This window comes from Paraburkholderia caffeinilytica, from assembly GCF_051027425.1.
GTDB classification, from domain to species: Bacteria; Pseudomonadota; Gammaproteobacteria; order Burkholderiales; family Burkholderiaceae; genus Paraburkholderia; species Paraburkholderia caffeinilytica_A.
Window position 1 is genome coordinate 3,732,261 of sequence record NZ_CP186552.1, and the last position, 19,866, is coordinate 3,752,126.

Genomic DNA, 19,866 nt, shown 5'->3' on the forward strand with positions numbered 1-19,866 from the left:
AGTCTCCGTTTATGTGCCGCTCGTCCTTGACCCGCGTTGCGCCAGGCGCTCAGGCACGCGGTTTCATCAGTACCTTGATCGAGTCGAGCGAGTTGGCGACCTTGATCGCCTCGTCCCATTCTTCTAACGAAAAGCCGTGCGTGACGATGCCCTTCGACGTAACCAGTCCGCGCGCCAGCAGATCGATTGCAATCGGATAACAGTATGGTCCGAGATGCGCGCCGCGTACATCGAGCTCCTTGCGGTCGCCGATCACCGACCAGTCCAGCGTCGTATCCGCACCAAATACTGAGAACTCGACGAAGCGCCCCAGCTTGCGAATCAGGTCCATGCCCTGATTAACGCCGATCGGCGCGCCGGTCGTTTCGATGTAAACGTCGCAACCGTAGCCGTCGGTCAGCGAATGAATGATCGCTAGCGCATCTTCCTGCTTCGGGTTGATCGTTACGTCCGCACCATATTCACGCGCGAGTGCCAGACGCTCTTCAACCAGATCGATCACCACCAGCTTCTTCGGCGTTTTCAGATGCGCGATTTGTGTCATCATCAAACCAAGCGGCCCCGCGCCTGCAATCACCACTACATCATCGAGTTGCAACTCGCCGCGATTCACCGTGTGAATCGCGCACGCCAGCGGTTCAATGATAGCGGCATCTTCGAGTGAGATGCCGTCGGGAATCTTGTGGACGATTGCCGTCGGCGGAATACGCATGTACTCGGCCATACCGCCGTCCGCGACTTCGCGCTGGAAGCCAAAGATGTTGTGCACTTCGCACATCCAGTACTGCCCGGATTTACAGTAACGGCACTTGCCGCACGGCACAATCTGTTCGGCGATCACGCGGTCGCCCATCTTTACGCCGAAGTGATCGGCCGCGCCCTCACCGATTTCTTCGACGAAACCGAAGAACTCGTGCCCCGGAATCACCGGCGCTTTGACCCATGGGCTCGGGCCGCCCCAAAACATTTTCGCGCCCGAATGACACTTGCAGTCGCTTGCGCAGATGCCGCACGCGGCGATGCGAATCACCAGTTCATGTGCACGCGCCTTGGGTTTCGACACTTGTTCGACGCGATAGTCTTTCGGTGCATGGCAGACAATCGCCGTCATTTCCTGCCGGTTGGATTGAGTCGATTCAGTGGACTGGGTCATTGCATGGTCCTGCTAAAAAAAGGAAGTCAGTGGAAAGTTACTTTCTGCGGTCGCGGCTGATGTAGATCGCCAGCAAAATAATTCCGCCCTTGATCACGTTCTGCACATACGGATTCACGCCGACCATGTTCAGGCCGTTGTTCAATACGCCCAGCAGCAACGCGCCAATCAAGGTGCCGATGATCGAGCCGCGTCCGCCGGAGATCGAGGTGCCGCCCATCACCACTGCGGCAATGGCATCGAGTTCGAAACCGACGCCCGCGTTCGGCTGGCCGCTCATCAAACGTGCGGTCAACACAATGGCGGCGAACGCGGAGGTCAAACCGGCAATCGAGTAGACGATCAGCTTCACGCGAGCCACACGTACGCCGGATAGACGCGTCGCCTGTTCGTTGCCGCCAATCGCATACACGTAGCGGCCGAACGGCATGCGTTCGAGCAACACCCAGGCAATCGCATAGATCACCACCATGATCACAACCGGCGCCTGGATGCCGAGGATCTTGCCGCTGCCGAAGAAGCTGACCCAATCAGGTAGGCCGTCAATCGGATAACCACCCGTGTAGATCAGCGCGAGGCCGCGCGCGATACCCATGGTTGCGAGCGTGACGATGATCGGCGGCATGCCGGCGAACGCCACGAAGAAGCCATTTGCGGCGCCAAAGCCCAACCCGACCGCGATGCCGACCGCCAACGCAGCCACCGCATTCATGCCGGCGACCATCAAGCCCGCCGCGAGCGTGCCCGCCAACGCCATCACCGAGCCCACGGACAGATCGATACCGCCGGTCAGAATCACGCACGTCATCCCAACAGCGATGATTGCGTTGATCGACACCTGGCGCAGCACGTTTTCGATGTTCGCCGCAGAGAGAAAACTGTCGCTCGCGAACACCATCACGATGCAGACCACCAGCAAGCCGATGAATGGATAGAAGAGCGTCGAGCGTTTCAGCGCCGCCCACGTAAAGCGCATCGGCGCGCCCGGCGTGTCACTGCTGACGGTCGACGTTTTCGGCGATGAAGAAGGATTAGGCGTGTTCATGGCTTGCTCCACGGGTGCCGGCTGTTGCATAGGTCATCACGGCGTTCGAGTCGATCCCGTCGCCTTCGAGCATCGCTTCGATGCGGCCCTGCCGGAACACGGCGACGCGGTCGCACATGCCGACGATCTCCGGCAGTTCGGACGAGATCATGATGATCGAGTAGCCGCGCGCGGTGAGTTCGCGCATCAGCAGATAGATTTCGGCTTTGGCGCCGACGTCGATGCCACGCGTCGGTTCGTCGAAGATAAGAATGTTGGTGTGGTGATTCAGCCAGCGGGCAATCACCACCTTTTGCTGATTGCCGCCTGAAAGGGTCGCGACTTCGGTGTGCATCGTCGGCGCCTTGACGCCTACGCGTTTCATGATGTCGGCCGTGGCGCGCGCTTCGCTGCGCTGATCGATAAAGAAGCGCAACGAGCGGTACTTGCCGAGGTTGTTGATCGAGATGTTCTGCTTGATCGAGAAATCGGTGATCAGGCCTTCGGTCTTGCGGCTTTCCGGCAGGATGCCGACACCGGCGCGCAAGGCATCGGCAGGATCGGATAGTTTTTCAGCCGTGCCGTTGATGCGGATTTCCTTCACGTAAGCCGGGTCCGCGCCGATCACGGCTAAAGCAGTTTCCGTACGGCCCGAACCGACCAGTCCCGCAAAGCCGAGAATCTCGCCTTCACGCAAATTGAAGCTCAGCATCGGGCTGTCTTTCAGCAACTGCAGCTTCTCGACGTCGAGCACGATCTTCGCATCGGCGCGCAAAGGCGGCTTCGGCGGAAAGCTGTTTTCAATGCGGCGCCCCACCATCATTTCCACAAGGTGGCTCACATCGGATTTCGCAACTTCGGTCATACCGACGTACTGACCGTCGCGCAGCACCGTAATGCGATCGCACACTTCGAAAATCTCTTCGAGGTGATGCGAGATGAAGATCATCGCCACGCCCTGCGCCTTCAGATCACGCATGATCGCGAACAGATGCTCGGCTTCGGCAGGCGTCAGCGTCGCAGTCGGTTCATCCAGAATCAGAATGCGCGCCTCCAACGACAACGCCTTGCCAATTTCAACAAACTGCTGCTGCGCAACCGACAGTTCACGAATCGGCACCGACAAGTCGATCGCCACGCCGAGGCGCTGAAAAATCGCGGCTGCCGCGCGCCGCATCTTGCCGCGCTCGAGCAAACCGAAACCGTTCTTCAACTCACGGCCAAGAAACATGTTCTCCACCGCGTTCAGATACGGAATCAGGCTGAACTCCTGAAACACAATGCCGACGCCCGCGGCAACCGCATCGTGATAATTCGTGAAGTGCCGCACTTCACCCGCAATCGTGATCGTGCCGTCATCCGGCTGATAAATGCCGCACAGGATCTTCATCAACGTCGATTTGCCGGCGCCGTTTTCGCCGAGCAAGGCATGAATCTCACCGCGCGCAATTTCCAGGTGTATGCCCTGCAGCGCCTTCACGCCTGGAAAGCTTTTGGTGATGTTGTCGAGCTTGAGTATTGCGTCCATCGGGTCCTCCTCTACTGCTCGCCGCCGCGCTCGTTGACCGCGGCGGCGAGCATTCGACTTACCAGCTGAAGCCCTTGGCATTGCTCTTGTCGATCATCTTCACGTCGACTGGAATGGCTTTCGGTACATTGGCGCCCCACTTCTTCGCAAGCGCAATGCCGAGCGCGATACGCACCTGGTCGGCCGGGAATTGCGCCGACGTTTCAATGAACTTCGAGTTCGGTTTCTGGATCGCGGCAATCGCTTCCGGTGCGCCGTCGACGCTGGTCAGCTTGATGTCCTTGCCCGACGATTCGATCGCCGAGAGCGCGCCCATCGAACCGCCGTCGTTCACACTGAACACGCCTTTGAGATTAGGATGCGCCTGAATCATGTTCTCGGTGACTGACAATGCGGTCGCGCGTTCCTGCTTACCGTTCTGCGTATCCACGAGTTTGATGCCCGGCACTTTAGCCAGCGCCGCCTTGCAGCCGCGCACACGTTCGAGAATCGGCACGACCGGAATGCCGTCGAGAATCGCCACTTCGCCACTGCCGCCAAGCGACTTCGCCAGATACTCGCAGGCCATCTGTCCCGCGTCGAAGTTCTTCGAACCGACAAATGAATCGACCGGACCGTTTGCATTCGCATCGACTGCGACCACCACCACGCCCGCCTTCTTCGCCGACGTCACCGCCGATTGAATGCCGGTCGAATCGGTCGGATTCACAAGCAGGATGTCGATCTTCTTTTGCAACATGTCTTCGACGTCGCTGACCTGCTTGCTGACGTCATGATGTGCATCAGTAACGACCACGGTAGCGCCGATCGATGCAGCCGCATCGTTCAACGCTTTTTGCATCGTCACAAAGTACGGGTTGTTCAGTTCCTGAAACGTCATGCCGATCTTCAGCGGTGCAGCCTGTGCAGCCGGCGCCGTGATGAACGACAGACCGAATGCAAGCGTCGCGAGCGCTGCCGTGCTGCGCGCAAAGGTCTTCAACGATGTCTGCTTTGAAATAGATTGCGTCATGGTTGTCTCCGTTATTTAAAACTATTCGATGAGATGAACACGTCCCTCACGCTGTTCGGGAACAGCGCGATAGGTGTTGAAACGCGGGTGAAGTGAAACGCTTCGGCTTAAAGCTTGATGCGGACTACGTCGGTGGATAGGCAGCGCCAGCGGTGCGTGGCAAACCCGGCGCAAGCACGATAGCGGGTGCATCGTCGATACCCGCGCCGCGCGCGGCCGCTTCTTCGGAGGCGTCGCGGCTCGCGTCGTTCAACTGCTGGTAGCGGCGAAACTTCGAAGGCGCCATGCCCTTCACCGCGAGGAACTGCCGGTTGAAATTCGACAGGTTGTTAAAGCCTGCCTTGAAGCAGATGTCGGTGACGCTCAGCTCCCCGTCCGTGAGCAACTGGCACGCGAGGTTGATGCGCATACGGTTCACGTACTGCACGAACGGCAGGCCCGTATGACGGCGGAAGTAGCGCGAGAACGCACTCACGCTTTGTCCTGCGAGTTGCGCGAGATCCGATTCGCGCAGATCGTTGGACAGGTTCTTGCCGATATACGAGAGCGCATGGTTGATACGCGTCGACGCAAACCCCGTCGGGTCCGCCTGATAAGCGGGACTCGCGAGTGTCTCGCGATCCTCGGCGTTCATCAGGATGTCGAGCATCGACATGAACAAAACAAGCCGGCGCAGTCCGCGCGCGGCCAGCAATTCGAGAAACAGCGGCTGGATCGCCGCGCTCGTCTGCGCGCCGAAGGAAACGCCGCGGCGCGAGTCGGCGAGCAGCGCCTCAACCTGACGCCATTCCGGGAAACTGCCGAGGCAACTCGACACGAACTCCTGCCCGAACTGCACGACCAGATTGCGCTGCGCAATCGTCTCGCCTTCCGGCACGTCGCTGACCCAGTTGTGCGGCAGGTTCGGCCCCATCAACACAAGGTTGCCAGGCGCAAAGCTGCTGATATGGTCGCCGACGAACATCTTGCCGGTCGTCGCCACGATCAGATGGATTTCGTATTCCGGGTGAAAGTGCCAGCGCACCGTGCGGTACGGATAGCCGTGCGACCACACTTTGAAGGATTCGTCGCGCCGTACGGCGACGACTTCCAGATCGGGTTGCATTCGCGTCTTCCTCCATGGAGCGGCGTGTTGCGGGTGCCGCTGAACTTCGTCTTGTATAGCGAAAAGTAACGCCCAAAAGCCTGATCCACCACTAAAAATCAAACCGCGGACCGATACTTTTTTGCATTCGGGTTAGTCCTGGCGCAGTGCAAGTCAAATTTGATGCAATGCAATACGCACGGCGAGACACGTCCCGTAACGCGCGGACGCCTCGCGAGTCGCGCCGAAAGTCCCGCCACGCCGCGCTGCGCCACGAAAAGCCGCGGACGTCGCCTTGACATTCGTTTCGCCGGGTACGATCATTCGCTCACAGACAGAGCAAATGCTCCAAACCGAGAAAAAACGCACGCTCCGAGCCGTGCGATCGAAGACATTCAGGAGACGCACATGAACAGCGGGCAAAGCAGCGGCGCGGCCGCACACGTGATCCTGCACATCGGCGCGGGATCGTTTCATCGCGCGCATCAGGCCTGGTATCTCCATCGGTTGAACGAGGCGAAGGTGGCGGGCGAGCCGCACTGGTCGCTGACGGTCGGCAATATCCGCAGCGACATGAACGCGGTGCTCGACGCGCTCGCCGCGCAAAACGGCGTCTATACACTCGAGACCGTCACGCCACAGGGCGAGCGCAAGTACGAGACGATTCGTTCGATCGAGCGCGTAGTGCCGTGGACCGAGAGTCTCGATGCGCTGATCGAGGCAGGCGCCGATCCGGCCTGCAAGATCATTGCGTTTACCGTCACCGAGGGCGGTTATTACCTCGACGAACAGGACGAACTCGACACCGAAAATGCCGATCTCGCGGTTGATCTGAAAGGCGGCCACACGACGATTTACGGCGCGCTCGCGGCGATTCTCGACGCGCGCATGAAGCGCGGCGCCGGCCCGGTCACCTTGCAGACCTGCGATAACCTGCGCAGCAATGGCGAGCGTTTTCATGCGGGCATGAGCGAATTTCTCGAACGGCGCGGCGCGGACGATCTCGCGCAATGGTTCGACGACAACACCGCATGCCCGAGTTCGATGGTCGACCGCATCACGCCGCGCCCCACGCCCGACGTGCGCGAACGCGTGAAGGCCGCCACCGGTGTCGACGATGCGTGCCCGGTGATGGGCGAGGCCTTCATCCAATGGGTGATCGAAGACCGTTTCATCGCGGGACGCCCCGCATGGGAAAAGGTCGGCGCGGAACTGGTCGATTCGGTGCTGCCGTACGAGGAAGCGAAGATCCGCATTCTCAACGCAACGCATAGCTGTATTGCGTGGGCAGGCACGCTGGTCGGACTGAACTACATCCACGAAGGCACGCTCGACCCGGACATCAACAAATTCGCCTTCGATTACGTGACCGAAGACGTGATCCCCGGCCTTACGCCGAGCCCGCTCGATCTCGAACGCTATCGCGATGTCGTGCTCGACCGCTTCGGCAATCCTTATATCCAGGACACCAACCAGCGCGTCGCAGCCGATGGCTTTTCGAAACTGCCCGGCTTTATCGCGCCGACGCTTGCCGAATGCTTCGAGCGCGGCGTCACACCGGCGGCGACCGCGATGTTGCCGGCGCTGTTCTTCAGCTTCCTCGACCGCTGGAACGCCGGCAAGTTGCCGTATGCGTATCAGGATGGCGTGATGGATGAAAAAGTTGCGCGCGGTTTCTTCAGCGCGCCGGATCCGTTGCAGGCGTTCGCTGCCGACCGGCTGCTATGGGGCAGCATGGCGCAGACACCGGAACTGGAAGCGGCGTTGGCGGGCGCGTTGGCGCGCGTCGACGTGTGGCTGGCTAAACGCGGCGCGGCTTGACCCGCGCGCCGGCGGCCCATCTCTCTGCTGCAATGTGGCGCATCGGCTCCGGCGGCAACGGGCATCGCCCCACGCCGGTGCCAGGCTTAATGCGCATGGCACCGCTTGCCCTATGCGGCTAAAGTAGCGCATCCCTAACGACGAAGGTTTCGCGCCCATGTATCTCGGCATCGACCTCGGCACGTCCGAAGTGAAAGTCCTGCTGCTCGCCTCCAATGGACGCGTGATCGGCACCGCAGGCTCGCCCTTTACCGTTTCGCGCCCGCATCAGCGCTGGGCCGAACAGAATCCCGAAGACTGGTGGGCCGGCACGCGCGCCGCGCTGGCCGCGCTGCGCGCCAAACATCCCGACGAGTTCGCGCAGATTCGCGGCATCGGCCTCTCGGGGCAAATGCACGGGGCCGTGCTGCTGGATGCGGAAAATCGCGTACTGCGGCCCGCGATCCTGTGGAACGACATGCGCAGCGACAAGGAATGCGCGGAACTCACCGAGCGCGCACCGGAGTTGCACACTGTGGCCGGCAATCTCGCGATGCCCGGTTTCACCGCGCCGAAGCTGCTGTGGGTTGCGCGTCACGAACCGGACATCTTCGCGCGGACTGCCTGCGTGCTGCTGCCGAAGGACTACCTGCGCCTGCAACTGACCGGCGGCAAGGTATCCGATCCATCGGATGCAGCGGGCACACTGTGGCTCGACGTCGCCAAACGCGACTGGTCCGATTCGCTGCTCGCCGCCTGCAATATGACGCGCGCGCAGATGCCAGGCTTGTGCGAAGGCAGCGAACCGTCCGGCACTCTGCTGCCCGACGTGGCGCGCGAGTTCGGTTTGAGCGACGGCGTGATCGTCGCGGCCGGCGGCGGCGACAACGCCACGAGCGCGATCGGCATCGGCGCGACACAACCGGGCGACGGCTTCGTTTCGCTCGGCACGTCGGGCGTATTGTGCGTGGTCGGCGACAGCTTCCGGCCGAATCCGGCTTCCGCGGTGCACGCGTTCTGTCACGCGATTCCGGATCGCTGGCATCAGATGAGCGTAGTGCTCTCGGCGGCCAGTTGCTTGCGCTGGGTCTGCAAACTCACCTCCACCGACGAGCCGACCCTGCTCGCCGAAATCGAAGCGCTGCCTGCTGAAGCGTTGACCACGGCCCCGCTCTTTCTGCCTTATCTCTCCGGTGAACGCACGCCGCACAACGACCCGTATGCGCAGGGCGTGTTCTTCGGCATGACTCACGCAACCGATCGCGCGTTGCTCGGCTACGCGGTGCTTGAAGGCGTGACGCTCGCGCTCACCGACGGCCTCGACGCGTTGCGCGCGGCCGGCACCGAAGCGAAGGCGCTGTCCCTGCTCGGCGGCGGCGCTCGCAGCGACTACTGGGCACAACTGCTCGCCGACGCGCTCGACACCGCCACCCGCAAACACGGCGGCGGCGAAACCGGCGCGGCGCTCGGCGCGGCACGCCTCGGCTGGCTGGCCGCAGGCGGCGATCCGGCCAAGGTATTGACCAAGCCACCGATCGAAAAAGAGTTCACGCCGAACCCGCAACGACACGCCGAACTGCGCAACCGGCTCGAAGCGTATCGCGCGCTCTACCGCCACGTGCGGCCGCTGTTCGACCCCGCGCGACAACCGCTCGCCTGACCGGCAAGCCGCAGCCGGTTCCCGCTGAGAGGTGGAAACCGGCTGCTATCATCGGCGCACTTCAAGCGAACCGTCACCGTGCCCAAGTCCACAGAAAAATTAGATCTTGCTACCCGCGCCGCGTGGCTTTACTACGTCGCCGGCAATACCCAGAACGAGATCGCCGAAAAATTGCAGGTGTCGCGCCCGGTCGCGCAGCGGCTGGTCGCCTTCGCGGTCGAGAAGAATCTGATTCGCGTGCGCGTCGATCACAAACTGGCCGATTGCCTGGCGCTCGCCGATCAACTCTCGAAGCGCTACGGCCTGAGCATGTGCGAAGTCGTACCGATCGACAGCGATACCTCGGAGGAAGTCGATCGCAAGCTGGCCGTGGCTGGCGCGCAGATCATGGAACGCTATCTCAGCGAAGAAAAGCCGATGGTGGTCGCCGTGGGCAGCGGCCGTACGCTGAAGGCCGCGGTCGATCAGATCGCGCAACTGGAGCGTCCGCAGCACCGGTTGGTATCGATGGTCGGGGCGATCGCCCAGGATGGCTCCTCGAACCGCTACGACGTCGCGCTGCACATTTCGGAGAAGACAGGCGGCAAGCATTTTCTGCTGCCCGCGCCGTTGCTTGCCGATAGCGAGGCCGAACGCGCGCAGTGGTGCAATCACCGGCTCTACCGGATCGTCGAATCGCTCCTGGCCAAGGCGGATGTCGCGTTCGTCGGCGTCGGCAATATCGGGCCGAAATGTCCGTTGCACGAAGACGGCTTCATCACCTCCGCGGAGGTGAAGGAGTTGATGCAGAACAGTGCAGTGGCCGAAATGCTCGGCCTGCCGATCGACGCGGCCGGCGCGCACGTCGAATCGCCAACCGGCCGGCGTGTCACCAGCATCGCGCTCGATTCGCCGCCGCGGCGGCCCACCATCGGCTTTGCCGGCGGCGAGCGTAAGCGCGAAGCGCTGATCGCGGTGCTTAAAGGCGGCTGGCTGTCGGGACTGGTAACCGACGAGTTGTGTGCACGGGCTGCGCTGGAAGCCTGAAGGTAGCGACGCACGAAGGCGTGCTTGCCCGCCAGGAGGACGTGTAGCAACGCGTTGCATTACTACCCGCGCCGGCATCGCTCAAAACCCGCACCACGCAGGCTTATCCCGAGCGTGATTTCAGGAAAGCGGCGGACCCGCCGCGTTCCCATTCACTGACTCACGCCGCCAGCACTTCGACGATCTTCCGCTGGAAGGCTTTCCCTTCGCTATCGAACAAATGGCAGTGATCGGGCGTGGCGCCGAGCTTCTGCGTGTCGCCCTTGGTGTGCCGTTCGAGCGGCGGAATCCGCGCGATCAGACCATCCGGTGAAACGCTCGACTCCGCATACAGATACGCCGCGTCGCCGAGCGATTCGAGCGCCATGGTGCGCGCCGAGACGCCGTCTTCCGTCGTGCCGACATGCAGATGCTCCGGACGAATGCCGACCGTGACCTTGTCGCCCTGCTTCACCGCGCCCGGCTCCACCGCGACACGCTGCGTCTCGCCGGTTTCGTAGCGCACCGTGACGCCGTCGTGCGTCACCGACTGCACGACCCCTTCCATGAAGTTCATCTTCGGCGAGCCGATGAAACCGGCGACAAAGCGATTGGCTGGCGCGTGATACAGCATGGTCGGGCTGCCGACCTGCTCCACATTGCCCGCCGACAGCACGACGATCTTGTCGGCCAGCGTCATGGCTTCGACCTGATCGTGCGTCACGTAGATCATCGTGGTCTTCAACTCGTCGTGCAGACGTGCGAATTCGAGGCGCATTTTCACGCGCAGCGCGGCGTCGAGATTCGACAACGGTTCGTCGAACAGGAACACTTTCGGTTTGCGCGTAATTGCGCGGCCGATTGCAACCCGCTGGCGCTGACCGCCCGAGAGCTGCTTCGGCTTGCGATCGAGCAGATGGTCGATGTGCAGAATCTTCGCCGCATTGCGCACGGCGGCGTCGATCTCCGGCTTCTTGGTGCCGGCAAGTTTCAGGCCGAACGCCATGTTGTCGTATAGCGTCATGTGCGGATACAGCGCGTACGACTGGAACACCATCGCGATGCCGCGCTTGGCGGGCGGCACGTCGTTCACGCGCGTGCCGTCGATGGTCAGATCGCCGCCGCTGATGTCCTCGAGGCCGGCGATCATCCGCATCAGCGTCGATTTACCGCAACCGCTCGGGCCCACGAACACGACGAATTCGCCGTCCAGGATGTCGAGGTTGATGTCGCGCATCACTTCGTTGTCGTCGTAGGCTTTTCTGATGTTGCGCAGAGTTACGCTTGCCATGATGTGTCTCCGTGTATTGCTGTGCGTTACTAACGATGCTTCAGCTGCGTCGGTTGCTCAGGTTGGGGCCGTTGCTTCCGTGTCTTCAGCAGCTGCGTTGATTCGCTTCTCTGTGTGCGATTCAGATCCTGCTCGTCGCTGTCTATTTGCTGTTCATTCGGTTTGACCTGCCGCGATTACGGCGCCGCGGCCGTCGCGCTCAGCGTCCATTGCGCGACCAGTTCCGGCAACTGCAGCATGTCGTCGAAAACGTGACGCGCGCCGGCAGCATGCAATGCGTCGATCTGGGCATCGCTCGCATGACCGCCGCCGATAAAGCCCAGCACCGTCATGCCCGCCGCGGTCGCCGCCGTCACGCCCGTCACGCTGTCCTCAACCACGAGGCAGGCGGACGGCGCGAGGCCGACACCTTGCGCGGCAGCGAGATAGACATCGGGCGCGGGCTTCGGATTCGGCACCGCATCGGCACAAAAGAGCCGGTCGCCGAAGAACTTCACGAGGCCCGTGCGCGCCAGCACGTTCTCCACATACGGCCGGAAACTGTTGCTCGCGCAGGCTTTGGTGAGCGGCACCTGGGCGAGCGCGGCCTCGATTCCGACGACCGCCGGCGCCTGCATCGCCGCCGCTTCCACCGCTTGCCGGATCGCCTCGATATCCGCGACGCCGAGACTCCTGCCGAGTTTCGCCGCCGTGCCTTGCAACACCTTCTCGATGCGCAAGCCGAGCAGCGGCAGCACCACCGGTTCGACGTCGGTATCGGGCCAGCGCGCTTCGAGTTCGTGCACCAGCATGCGCGCCGCCACGGCTTCGCTGTCGATCAGCACGCCGTCGCAATCGCAGATCAATGCGAAGCTGCTTACCGCCGTGCCTGCCGTCATTTGACCGCCCCAAACGTAAGGCCGCGCACCAGTTGCTTCTGCGACAGCCAGCCGACGATCAGGATCGGTGCGACCGCAAGCAGCGACGCAGCGGAGAGCTTCGCCCAGAACAACCCTTCAGGACTCGAATACGAGGCGATGAACACGGTCAACGGCGCAGCGTTCGAACTCGACAGGTTGATGCTCCAGAATGCTTCGTTCCACGACAGAATCACCAGCAGCAACGCCGTGGATGCAAGCCCCGGTAACGACATCGGCATCAACAGGTAGACGATTTCCTGCCACGTGACCGCGCCGTCGATCCGGCCGGCTTCGAGAATGTCGCGCGGAATTTCTGCGAAGTACGTGAACGACATCCACACTGCAATCGGCAAGTTGATCAGCGTGTAGACGATCACCAGACCGGACACCGTGTCGAGCAGACCGCTGTTCTTCCACAGCAGATAGATCGGCACCAGTACGCCGACCGACGGCATCATCTTGGTCGACAGCATCCACAGCAGCACTTTCTGCGTGCGGCGTGTCGGGAAGAAAGCCATCGCGTACGCAGCCGGCACGGCGAGAATCAAACACAGCACCGTGACACCCACCGAGATCAGGATCGAATTCCACGCGAACGCAAAGTAGTTGCTGCGCGCGAACACCTCGCGGAAGCTATCGAGCGTCGGGACAAAAAACAGCGAGGACGAATACGCCTGCTGCTCCGTCTTGAACGCGGTGATCGTCATCCAGAAGATCGGGAAGAACAGCAGGAGCGCGACCAGCCATGCAATGACGCCGGGAATGCCGCGGCGAATCGCGGCGAACGGCGATTTGGCCGGCACGTGAACGGATACTGCGTCCGTCGCAGTGGACGCCGATGTAGAGGCAACGTGGCTCATTTTTCGTACTCCCCTTTCAGGTTCTTCGCGAGCATCCGCACAAGGAAGAACGACACGATGTTAGCCAGCACGACAGCCAGAATGCCGCCCGCCGAAGCGAGACCGACGTCGAACTGTTGCAGACCCAGCGAATAGATCAGGTACGACAGATTGGTGGTCGCGGTACCCGGGCCACCGCCCGTAGTCGTATAGATTTCGGCGAAGATCGACAGCAGGAAAATCGTCTCCATCATCACCACCACCGCGATCGCCCGTTTCAGGTGAGGCAGCGTGATGTAGAAGAACATTGAGAACGGACCCGCCCCGTCGATACGCGCCGCTTCCTTCTGTTCCTGATCGAGCGACTGGATCGCGGTGAACAGAATCAGGAACGCGAACGGTAGCCACTGCCACGCGACGATCATGATCACGGCCGTCAATGGATAATCGGCGAACCAGTCGATCGGTTGCATGCCGATTGCGCGCATGCCCTGCGCGATCAGGCCATACACCGGGTGCAGGATCATGTTCTTCCAGATCAGCGCGCTGACCGTCGGCATCACGAAGAACGGTGCGATGGCCAGCAGCCGCGCGATGCCCTGACCGTAAAACTTGCGATCGAACAGAATCGCCATCAGCACGCCGCCGACCACCGTGATCACCAGCACCGAGACGATCAGCTCGAGCGTGTGTCCGATCGACGGTCCGAACGACGGATCAGTGGCGAGATATTTATAGTTGTCGAATCCGGCGAAGCCTTTGAGGTCGGGATTCAGCAGGTTGTAGCGCGAGAACGAAAACCAGATCGTCATCGCCAGCGGAATGGCCATCCACAGGACGAGTACCGCGACCGAGGGCGATACCAGCCAGCGGGCGGAATTGGCTTTGCGGGTTTCGCGTTCTTTTTCTGTCTGGGGTTGGGCATGCATGAGAGGTAGGCGCAGAGGACGCATGATTGACCACCTGTTCGGTAATGCGCGGGCTGTCCGGCAAAGACACCGCCTTAGCCGTATCACTCACCTCAACGCCTGCGATGTCGCAGCGCGTAAATGGCAAATGAGCAGCCAATGAGCGGCGAATGCGTGACGAGGACGGTCCGCTGTGCTGCGTGAGCCGGCTGACGGGCGTCAGCCGGCGCGGTTCACGTTACGTTACAGTGCCTGCAAGCCGGCTTACTTCTGATAACCGGCCTGTTGCACGGCGCGGTTCGCCGTTGCCTGGCCGGCTGCCAGCGCCTGATCGACCGTCATCTGACCGGCAACCGCGCCGGAGATGCTCTGACCGACCACCGTGCCGAACGACTGGAACTCAGGGATGCCGACGAACTGCACACCGGTGTACGGCACCGGCTTGAGCGTCGGATGATCCGGATCCGCCGTTTCGATTGCCTTCAGCACGAAGTCGCCGAACGGTGCGGCCTGCTTGTACTCAGGACGCGCGTAGGTCGACTGACGTGTACCGGGCGGCACTGAAGCCCAGCCCTCGTCCTTCGCGACCAGTTCGATGTACTGCTTCGACGTGGCCCACGCGATGAACTTCTTCGCCGCGTCAGCCTGCTTCGACGACTTCGGAATGGCGAGCGCCCACGCCCACAGCCAATGCGAACCCTTCGGCGTGACGGCGATCGGCGCCGCCGCAAAACCCACCTTGTCGGCGATCTGCGACTGCTGCTTGTTGTAGAGCATGCCGGCGGCCACCGTGGCGTCGATCCACATCGCGCACTTGCCCGAGGACATCAGCGTCAGGTTTTCGTTGAAGCCGTTCGAGCTCGCTCCCGGAGGGCCGTCTTTCTTCAGCAGATCGACGTAGAAACCGATCGCCTTCTTCCATTCCGGCGAGGTCAGTTGCGCTTGCCACTTTTCGTCGAACCAGCGGCCGCCGAAGGTGTTCACCACCGTCGTCGCGTACGCCATGTTTTCGCCCCAACCGGCCTTGCCGCGCAGGCAGATGCCGTACATGCCGTTGGCTTTGTCCGTGAGCTTGTCGGCGAATTGCGCGATCTGCTCATAGGTCGGCTGATCGGGCATCTTCAGGCCCTTGGCCGCGAACAGATCCTTGCGGTAATACGTCATGGAGCTTTCGACGTAGAACGGCAACGCGTACAACTGGCCGCCGCTCGAGAGACCGTCGCGGGCCGTCTTCACGACGTCGTTCAGATCGTAATCGGCAGGCAGGTTGGTGAGCGGCGTGAGCCAGCCGCGCTTGCCCCATTGCGGCGTTTCGTACGCGCCGATCGTCATCACGTCGAACTGGCCGCTGCCGGTCGTGATGTCGGTGGTGGCACGCTGACGCAACACGTTTTCTTCGAGAATCACCCAGTTGAGCTTGATGTCCGGATTCGCCTGCTCGAAAGCGGGCGAGAGTTTCTTCAACTCGATCATGTCCGGATTGTTCAACGTTGCGATGGTCACCGTGCCTGCCTGAGCGTGCAACGCGAAGCATGCGACAGCGCCGGCACTGACCGCCTTCAGCGCGGATTTGATAGCTGGTTTCATGTGTTGTCTCCTTTCTCGTACGTTATGTGATGCAGCGTTTGTTCTACGAAAATGACGAAGGGTGAAGCGGGTCCGACTCATCCACTCTGCAATTCGCTCAGCTCATCCAGTTGCCGCCGTCGACGTTCAGGGTTTGCGCGGTGATGTAGTCGGCATCCGCCGACGCGAGAAACAGGGCGGCGCCGGTCAGATCGTCCGGCACACCCATACGGCCGAGCGGCACCGCTTCACCGACCAGGCGTTTCTTCTCGCCGAGCGGCCGGTTTTCATAGCGGGCGAAGAGCGCGTCGACCTCGTTCCACATCGGCGTATCGACGACACCCGGCGCAATGCCGTTCACATTGATCTTGTGCGGCGCGAGCGCGAGCGCTGCGGATTGTGTGTAGCTGAGTACGGCGGCTTTGGTCGCGCAATAGTGCGACACCAGCGCCTCGCCGCGCCGTCCGGCTTGCGACGACATATTGATGATCTTGCCCCCGCGGCCCTGCTCGACCATTTTCCGGGCGACGGTTTGCATCAGGAAGAACATGCCCTTCACATTGACCGCGAAGAGGCGGTCGTACACGTCCCAGGATTCGTCGAGGATCGGGCGCATATCGAAGAGCGCCGCGTTGTTGAACAGGATATCGACCTGACCGAAGCGCCCCAGCGTGCTCGCGAGAATGCGTTCGATGTCCTCGCGGCGCGTTACGTCGGCACTGACGGTCAGCACTCGGTCGCCGTACGCGGCGCGCAACGCGTCGCCGAAACTGTCCGCCGGTTTCACATCGACCAGCACGCAACGCGCGCCTTCGTCCAGGTAGCGCCGGGCCACGGCTTCGCCGATTCCGCTTGCCGCACCCGTCAGAATGGCCACCTTGTCTTGCAAACGTGCCGCCACTGCCTGTCTCCGGTTCGTTTCGCTTCTTGAGGCGCGGTGAGCGAACGCTCGTTGCGCGAACAATTGCTCTGTTGGTGATCGAATGATCGGATACGGACCGAGTCATGTCAAGGCGCTCGAGCAGATTTCGATGGTGCAGCGCGGCAGGACCAGGGCGCATCCGGCGCGCCCCTTTCTCCTCCCCGATCGACGCTATTCCGGGAAATCAGAACCCGCCAAGCGGCTTTCTGCTCAAGCCGCTGACAAAAATTCAAGATACGTTATATCATTGCGGCCTCGCTTCGCCTTGAAGCTTTGCAGGTTCTTGGGCGGAGTCCGCGGATGGCTATATCGGTTGCAGAACCCCATGCCGTGCGTATCCCCGCCAAAACCGGGCATGCCTGACGTTTGTGTTTCTTTCAACTCTCACGCAGCAGGAAACAACGATGAAGAACTTCGGCTCGATGTTGAACGGAGCGCGCCATGCGCTGAAGCTGTCGAAATATGTGGCCATGGGCGCAGCGGCGGCGGCTCTCACGCTCAGCCATAGCGCCTTCGCCGCGGATGCGAAAATCCCGGTGGTGGCAGCGGAAAACTTTTACGGCGACGTCGTGCAGCAACTGGGCGGCGACCGCGTCGACGTAGCGAGCATTCTCAGCAATCCGGATCAGGACCCGCATCTGTTCGAAGCCAGCCCGAAAACGGCGCGCGCCTTGCAGCATGCGAGCCTTGTGGTCTACAACGGTGCCGACTACGATCCGTGGATGGCAAAATTGCTGGCCGCCTCGAAGAACGCGAAACGCACCACGATCGTCGCCGCGGACCTCGTCGGCAAGAAAGGCGGCGATAATCCGCACCTCTGGTACGACCCGGCGACCATGCCGAAAGTGGCGCGTGCGGTGAGCGAGGCGCTCGTCGCGGCTGACCCGGCGCACAAGTCGGCGTACGATGCGAACCTCGCGAAGTTTCTCGATTCGCTGAAACCCATCGACGCCAAGGTCGCCGATCTGCATGGCCGCTACGCCGGCGTGCCGGTGACGGCAACCGAGCCGGTGTTCGGCTATATGTCGGACGCGATCGGCCTCTCGATGCGCAATCTGCGCTTCCAGTTGGCGACGATGAACGACACTGAAGCAAGCGCGGCCGATATCGCCGCGTTCGAACGCGACCTGCGCGACAAGCGCGTCCGCGTTCTGATCTATAACAGCCAGGCAACCGAGGCCCTGACCAAACGCATGTTGAAGCTCGCGCAGCAATCGAAGGTGCCGACCATGAGCGTCACCGAAACCGAACCGGCCGCCAAGACCTATCAGACGTGGATGCTGACGCAGCTCGACGCGCTGGGCACGGCGCTGGCCGCGGGCGATGCGGGCGCAGCGAACGCGGCGGCCTCCACCGCCAAAGGAAAAACTCCATGACCGAGACTGGCCGCAACACGCCAGCTAATGCACCAACCAGCGCCTTGACCAGCGCGCGCGTCAACGCGCCCGTGCTCGAACTCGAGCACGTGACGCTCGAACTCGGCGGCCGCTCGATTCTGCGCGACACCGGTTTCGTGGTGAACCAGGGCGAATTCATCGGCGTGCTCGGGCCGAACGGCGCGGGCAAGACCACACTGATGCGCGCCGTGCTCGGCCTCGTGCCGGCGGCGAGCGGCGCGATCCGCGTGCTGGGGCAGCCGGTCGAGCGCGGCAACGCGTCGATCGGCTATATGCCGCAGACGCGCAGTGCGCTGGCAGGACGCCGCGTGCGCGGCCGCGATTTCGTCGCGATGGCCGCCGACGGCCATCGCTGGGGCCTGCCCCATGCGGACAGCAAGACCCGCGCGGATGTCGAGCGGGTGCTGGATCTGGTGGGCGGCCGCAAGCTGGCCGAGCGGCCGTTATCGGAACTGTCGGGCGGCGAGCGTCAGCGCCTGCTGCTCGCGCAGTGCCTGCTCGGCAATCCCAAACTGCTGCTACTCGATGAACCGCTGATCAGCCTCGATCCGCATCATCAGAAGAGCGTCGTCGAACTGGTGCGGCGCGTGCAGCAGGAACTCGGCATTGCCGTGCTGTTCTCCGCGCATGAACTGAATCCGCTTCTGCACGCGCTCGATCGCGTGCTGTATCTCGGCAGCGGCGTCGCCGCGCTCGGCACCGTCGATGAAGTCATTACAAGGCCGGTGCTCTCGCGTCTCTATGGTTCGCCGATCGACGTGATGCGCGTGAACGGCCGCATCTTTGTGATGTCGGGCGACGTCGAAGTCGAAAAACACGATCACGAGCACGAACACGACGAGAACGGCGGCCATAGCCATTCACACGCTCACGGGCATCCGCACGGCCACTCACACGAGCACGACTCACGCGACGGACACACGCACGATGTTTGAATACGATTTCATGGTGAACGCGTTCGCGGCGTCGGGGATCGTCGCGGTGCTGGCAGGGATAGTGGGCTATTTTCTGGTGATGCGCGGGCAGACCTTCGCGGGCCACGCGCTCTCGCACGTCGGCTTTACCGGCGCGACCGGCGCGGTCCTGATCGGCATCTCGCCGATCTGGGGGATGATCGGCTTCACGCTCGCGGCCGGCGTCGGCATGGGCGCGCTCGGCGAGCGGCTCGCCGGACGCGATGTCGCGATCGGCGTGATTCTGTCGCTGTCGCTCGGTTTCGGCTTGCTGTTCCTGCACTTCTTCACCGCATACGCAACCCAGGTCACCGCGCTGCTGTTCGGCAACGTGCTCGGCGTGAATGCGCCGACGCTCGGCGTGCTGGCGGGGTTGGGCGTCGTCAGTTTGCTGGCGCTCGCGGCGATCATGCGGCCGTTGCTGTTTGCTTCGCTACAGCCGGAATTGGCCGAAGCCAAGGGCGTGTCGTTGCGTCTGGTGTCGGTGCTGTTTCTGGCGATTGCCGCACTGGCCGTGGCGGCGTGCACGCAGATCGTCGGCGTGCTGCTGGTGTTCACACTGATGGTCGGTCCGGCGGCCGCCGCGCAGAACATGACGACGCGGCTGTCCACCGGTCTCGTTCTCGCCGCCGTGTTCGCGCTGGTGCAGGCGTGGCTGGGTTTGACGCTGGCGTTCTATACCGATTGGCCGACGAGCTTCTGGATCACCGTGCTGTCGGCCGTTGTGTATGGCGGGAGTTTGTTGCGGCGGCGTTGAAGCGGGATTGGTGCGTTGAATGGCTAACTGAGCGCACCGGCTGCATGGTCACATTGCCGCATTCGCCG

General features: G+C 62.0%; 17 protein-coding genes. 6 read left to right on the forward strand and 11 right to left on the reverse strand.

The genetic code is table 11. From position 1 onward, the window contains the following. Positions 1 to 49: 49 nt before the first annotated feature. The 5 genes from ACOSV0_RS16515 to ACOSV0_RS16535 form a co-directional block, all read right to left on the reverse strand. Positions 50 to 1,153 (reverse strand): alcohol dehydrogenase catalytic domain-containing protein, encoded by a 1,104-nt coding sequence (locus tag ACOSV0_RS16515; protein WP_434107201.1) that lies wholly within the window; start codon positions 1,151 to 1,153, stop codon positions 50 to 52. Positions 1,154 to 1,190: 37 nt separating this feature from the next. Next, positions 1,191 to 2,198 carry an ABC transporter permease gene (locus ACOSV0_RS16520; protein WP_434107202.1) on the reverse strand — a complete coding sequence of 336 codons (1,008 nt, stop codon included), beginning with the start codon at positions 2,196 to 2,198 and terminating at the stop codon, positions 1,191 to 1,193. Then, complete coding sequence (locus ACOSV0_RS16525; protein ID WP_434107203.1) at positions 2,185 to 3,705, reverse strand: sugar ABC transporter ATP-binding protein; 1,521 nt, start codon at positions 3,703 to 3,705, stop codon at positions 2,185 to 2,187. The genes ACOSV0_RS16520 and ACOSV0_RS16525 overlap by 14 nt, the downstream gene beginning before the upstream one ends. A gap of 58 nt (positions 3,706 to 3,763) precedes the next feature. Continuing rightward, positions 3,764 to 4,717, reverse strand: a complete 954-nt coding sequence (locus ACOSV0_RS16530; RefSeq protein ID WP_434107204.1) for an ABC transporter substrate-binding protein — start codon at positions 4,715 to 4,717, stop codon at positions 3,764 to 3,766. A 124-nt stretch (positions 4,718 to 4,841) separates the two neighbouring features. Beyond that, positions 4,842 to 5,822, reverse strand: a complete 981-nt coding sequence (locus ACOSV0_RS16535; protein ID WP_434107205.1) for an AraC family transcriptional regulator — start codon at positions 5,820 to 5,822, stop codon at positions 4,842 to 4,844. 387 nt (positions 5,823 to 6,209) lie between these two features. Between ACOSV0_RS16535 and dalD the strand changes: the two genes are divergently transcribed. The 3 genes from dalD to ACOSV0_RS16550 all read left to right on the forward strand — a co-directional run bounded on the left by dalD (position 6,210) and on the right by ACOSV0_RS16550 (position 10,287). Beyond that, positions 6,210 to 7,622, forward strand: coding sequence for a D-arabinitol 4-dehydrogenase (gene dalD / locus ACOSV0_RS16540; protein ID WP_434107206.1), 1,413 nt, complete (start codon positions 6,210 to 6,212; stop codon positions 7,620 to 7,622). A 157-nt stretch (positions 7,623 to 7,779) separates the two neighbouring features. Next, positions 7,780 to 9,261, forward strand: a complete 1,482-nt coding sequence (gene xylB, locus ACOSV0_RS16545; protein WP_434107207.1) for a xylulokinase — start codon at positions 7,780 to 7,782, stop codon at positions 9,259 to 9,261. 78 nt (positions 9,262 to 9,339) lie between these two features. Beyond that, complete coding sequence (locus tag ACOSV0_RS16550; RefSeq protein WP_434107208.1) at positions 9,340 to 10,287, forward strand: sugar-binding transcriptional regulator; 948 nt, start codon at positions 9,340 to 9,342, stop codon at positions 10,285 to 10,287. Positions 10,288 to 10,447: 160 nt separating this feature from the next. On the opposite strand, the gene ACOSV0_RS16555 is transcribed toward ACOSV0_RS16550, so the two are convergent. The 6 genes from ACOSV0_RS16555 to ACOSV0_RS16580 form a co-directional block, all read right to left on the reverse strand. Continuing rightward, positions 10,448 to 11,557 carry an ABC transporter ATP-binding protein gene (locus ACOSV0_RS16555; RefSeq protein WP_434107209.1) on the reverse strand — a complete coding sequence of 370 codons (1,110 nt, stop codon included), beginning with the start codon at positions 11,555 to 11,557 and terminating at the stop codon, positions 10,448 to 10,450. A 176-nt stretch (positions 11,558 to 11,733) separates the two neighbouring features. Beyond that, positions 11,734 to 12,435: an HAD family hydrolase gene (locus ACOSV0_RS16560; RefSeq protein ID WP_434107210.1), complete on the reverse strand. Its 702-nt coding sequence runs from the start codon at positions 12,433 to 12,435 to the stop codon at positions 11,734 to 11,736. Further along, positions 12,432 to 13,316: a carbohydrate ABC transporter permease gene (locus ACOSV0_RS16565; protein WP_434107211.1), complete on the reverse strand. Its 885-nt coding sequence runs from the start codon at positions 13,314 to 13,316 to the stop codon at positions 12,432 to 12,434. Before ACOSV0_RS16565 ends, ACOSV0_RS16560 begins: the two co-directional genes overlap by 4 nt. After that, positions 13,313 to 14,248: a carbohydrate ABC transporter permease gene (locus tag ACOSV0_RS16570; RefSeq protein WP_434107212.1), complete on the reverse strand. Its 936-nt coding sequence runs from the start codon at positions 14,246 to 14,248 to the stop codon at positions 13,313 to 13,315. The genes ACOSV0_RS16565 and ACOSV0_RS16570 overlap by 4 nt, the downstream gene beginning before the upstream one ends. Before the next feature lie 219 nt (positions 14,249 to 14,467). Then, positions 14,468 to 15,790 carry an ABC transporter substrate-binding protein gene (locus ACOSV0_RS16575; protein ID WP_434107213.1) on the reverse strand — a complete coding sequence of 441 codons (1,323 nt, stop codon included), beginning with the start codon at positions 15,788 to 15,790 and terminating at the stop codon, positions 14,468 to 14,470. Positions 15,791 to 15,887: 97 nt separating this feature from the next. Further along, a complete protein-coding gene (locus tag ACOSV0_RS16580; protein ID WP_434107214.1) occupies positions 15,888 to 16,670 on the reverse strand; it encodes an L-iditol 2-dehydrogenase in 783 nt (260 codons plus the stop codon). A 425-nt stretch (positions 16,671 to 17,095) separates the two neighbouring features. On the opposite strand from ACOSV0_RS16580, the gene ACOSV0_RS16585 reads away from it, so the two are divergent. From ACOSV0_RS16585 to ACOSV0_RS16595, 3 genes are read left to right on the forward strand one after another with little or no spacing between them, the layout of a single operon-like run. Next, entirely contained in the window at positions 17,096 to 18,067 is a 972-nt protein-coding gene (locus ACOSV0_RS16585) for a metal ABC transporter solute-binding protein (RefSeq protein WP_434107215.1), read from the forward strand. Continuing rightward, positions 18,064 to 19,023 carry an ABC transporter ATP-binding protein gene (locus tag ACOSV0_RS16590; RefSeq protein WP_434107216.1) on the forward strand — a complete coding sequence of 320 codons (960 nt, stop codon included), beginning with the start codon at positions 18,064 to 18,066 and terminating at the stop codon, positions 19,021 to 19,023. Before ACOSV0_RS16585 ends, ACOSV0_RS16590 begins: the two co-directional genes overlap by 4 nt. After that, the gene (locus tag ACOSV0_RS16595; protein WP_434107217.1) at positions 19,016 to 19,798 is read left to right on the forward strand and encodes a metal ABC transporter permease; all 783 of its coding nucleotides are present in this window, start codon (positions 19,016 to 19,018) and stop codon (positions 19,796 to 19,798) included. The genes ACOSV0_RS16590 and ACOSV0_RS16595 overlap by 8 nt, the downstream gene beginning before the upstream one ends. The last annotated feature ends 68 nt before the right edge of the window (positions 19,799 to 19,866 follow it).

Coding starts and splice junctions, on each gene's coding strand:
- ACOSV0_RS16560 (WP_434107210.1), bottom strand. CDS start 12,435: ATGACGGCAGGCACGGCGGTAAGCAGCTTCGCATTGATCTGCGATTGC.
- ACOSV0_RS16535 (WP_434107205.1), bottom strand. CDS start 5,822: ATGCAACCCGATCTGGAAGTCGTCGCCGTACGGCGCGACGAATCCTTC.
- dalD (WP_434107206.1), top strand. CDS start 6,210: ATGAACAGCGGGCAAAGCAGCGGCGCGGCCGCACACGTGATCCTGCAC.
- ACOSV0_RS16555 (WP_434107209.1), bottom strand. CDS start 11,557: ATGGCAAGCGTAACTCTGCGCAACATCAGAAAAGCCTACGACGACAAC.
- ACOSV0_RS16590 (WP_434107216.1), top strand. CDS start 18,064: ATGACCGAGACTGGCCGCAACACGCCAGCTAATGCACCAACCAGCGCC.
- ACOSV0_RS16595 (WP_434107217.1), top strand. CDS start 19,016: ATGTTTGAATACGATTTCATGGTGAACGCGTTCGCGGCGTCGGGGATC.
- ACOSV0_RS16570 (WP_434107212.1), bottom strand. CDS start 14,248: ATGCGTCCTCTGCGCCTACCTCTCATGCATGCCCAACCCCAGACAGAA.
- ACOSV0_RS16525 (WP_434107203.1), bottom strand. CDS start 3,705: ATGGACGCAATACTCAAGCTCGACAACATCACCAAAAGCTTTCCAGGC.
- ACOSV0_RS16565 (WP_434107211.1), bottom strand. CDS start 13,316: ATGAGCCACGTTGCCTCTACATCGGCGTCCACTGCGACGGACGCAGTA.
- ACOSV0_RS16520 (WP_434107202.1), bottom strand. CDS start 2,198: ATGAACACGCCTAATCCTTCTTCATCGCCGAAAACGTCGACCGTCAGC.
- ACOSV0_RS16575 (WP_434107213.1), bottom strand. CDS start 15,790: ATGAAACCAGCTATCAAATCCGCGCTGAAGGCGGTCAGTGCCGGCGCT.
- ACOSV0_RS16585 (WP_434107215.1), top strand. CDS start 17,096: ATGAAGAACTTCGGCTCGATGTTGAACGGAGCGCGCCATGCGCTGAAG.
- xylB (WP_434107207.1), top strand. CDS start 7,780: ATGTATCTCGGCATCGACCTCGGCACGTCCGAAGTGAAAGTCCTGCTG.
- ACOSV0_RS16530 (WP_434107204.1), bottom strand. CDS start 4,717: ATGACGCAATCTATTTCAAAGCAGACATCGTTGAAGACCTTTGCGCGC.
- ACOSV0_RS16515 (WP_434107201.1), bottom strand. CDS start 1,153: ATGACCCAGTCCACTGAATCGACTCAATCCAACCGGCAGGAAATGACG.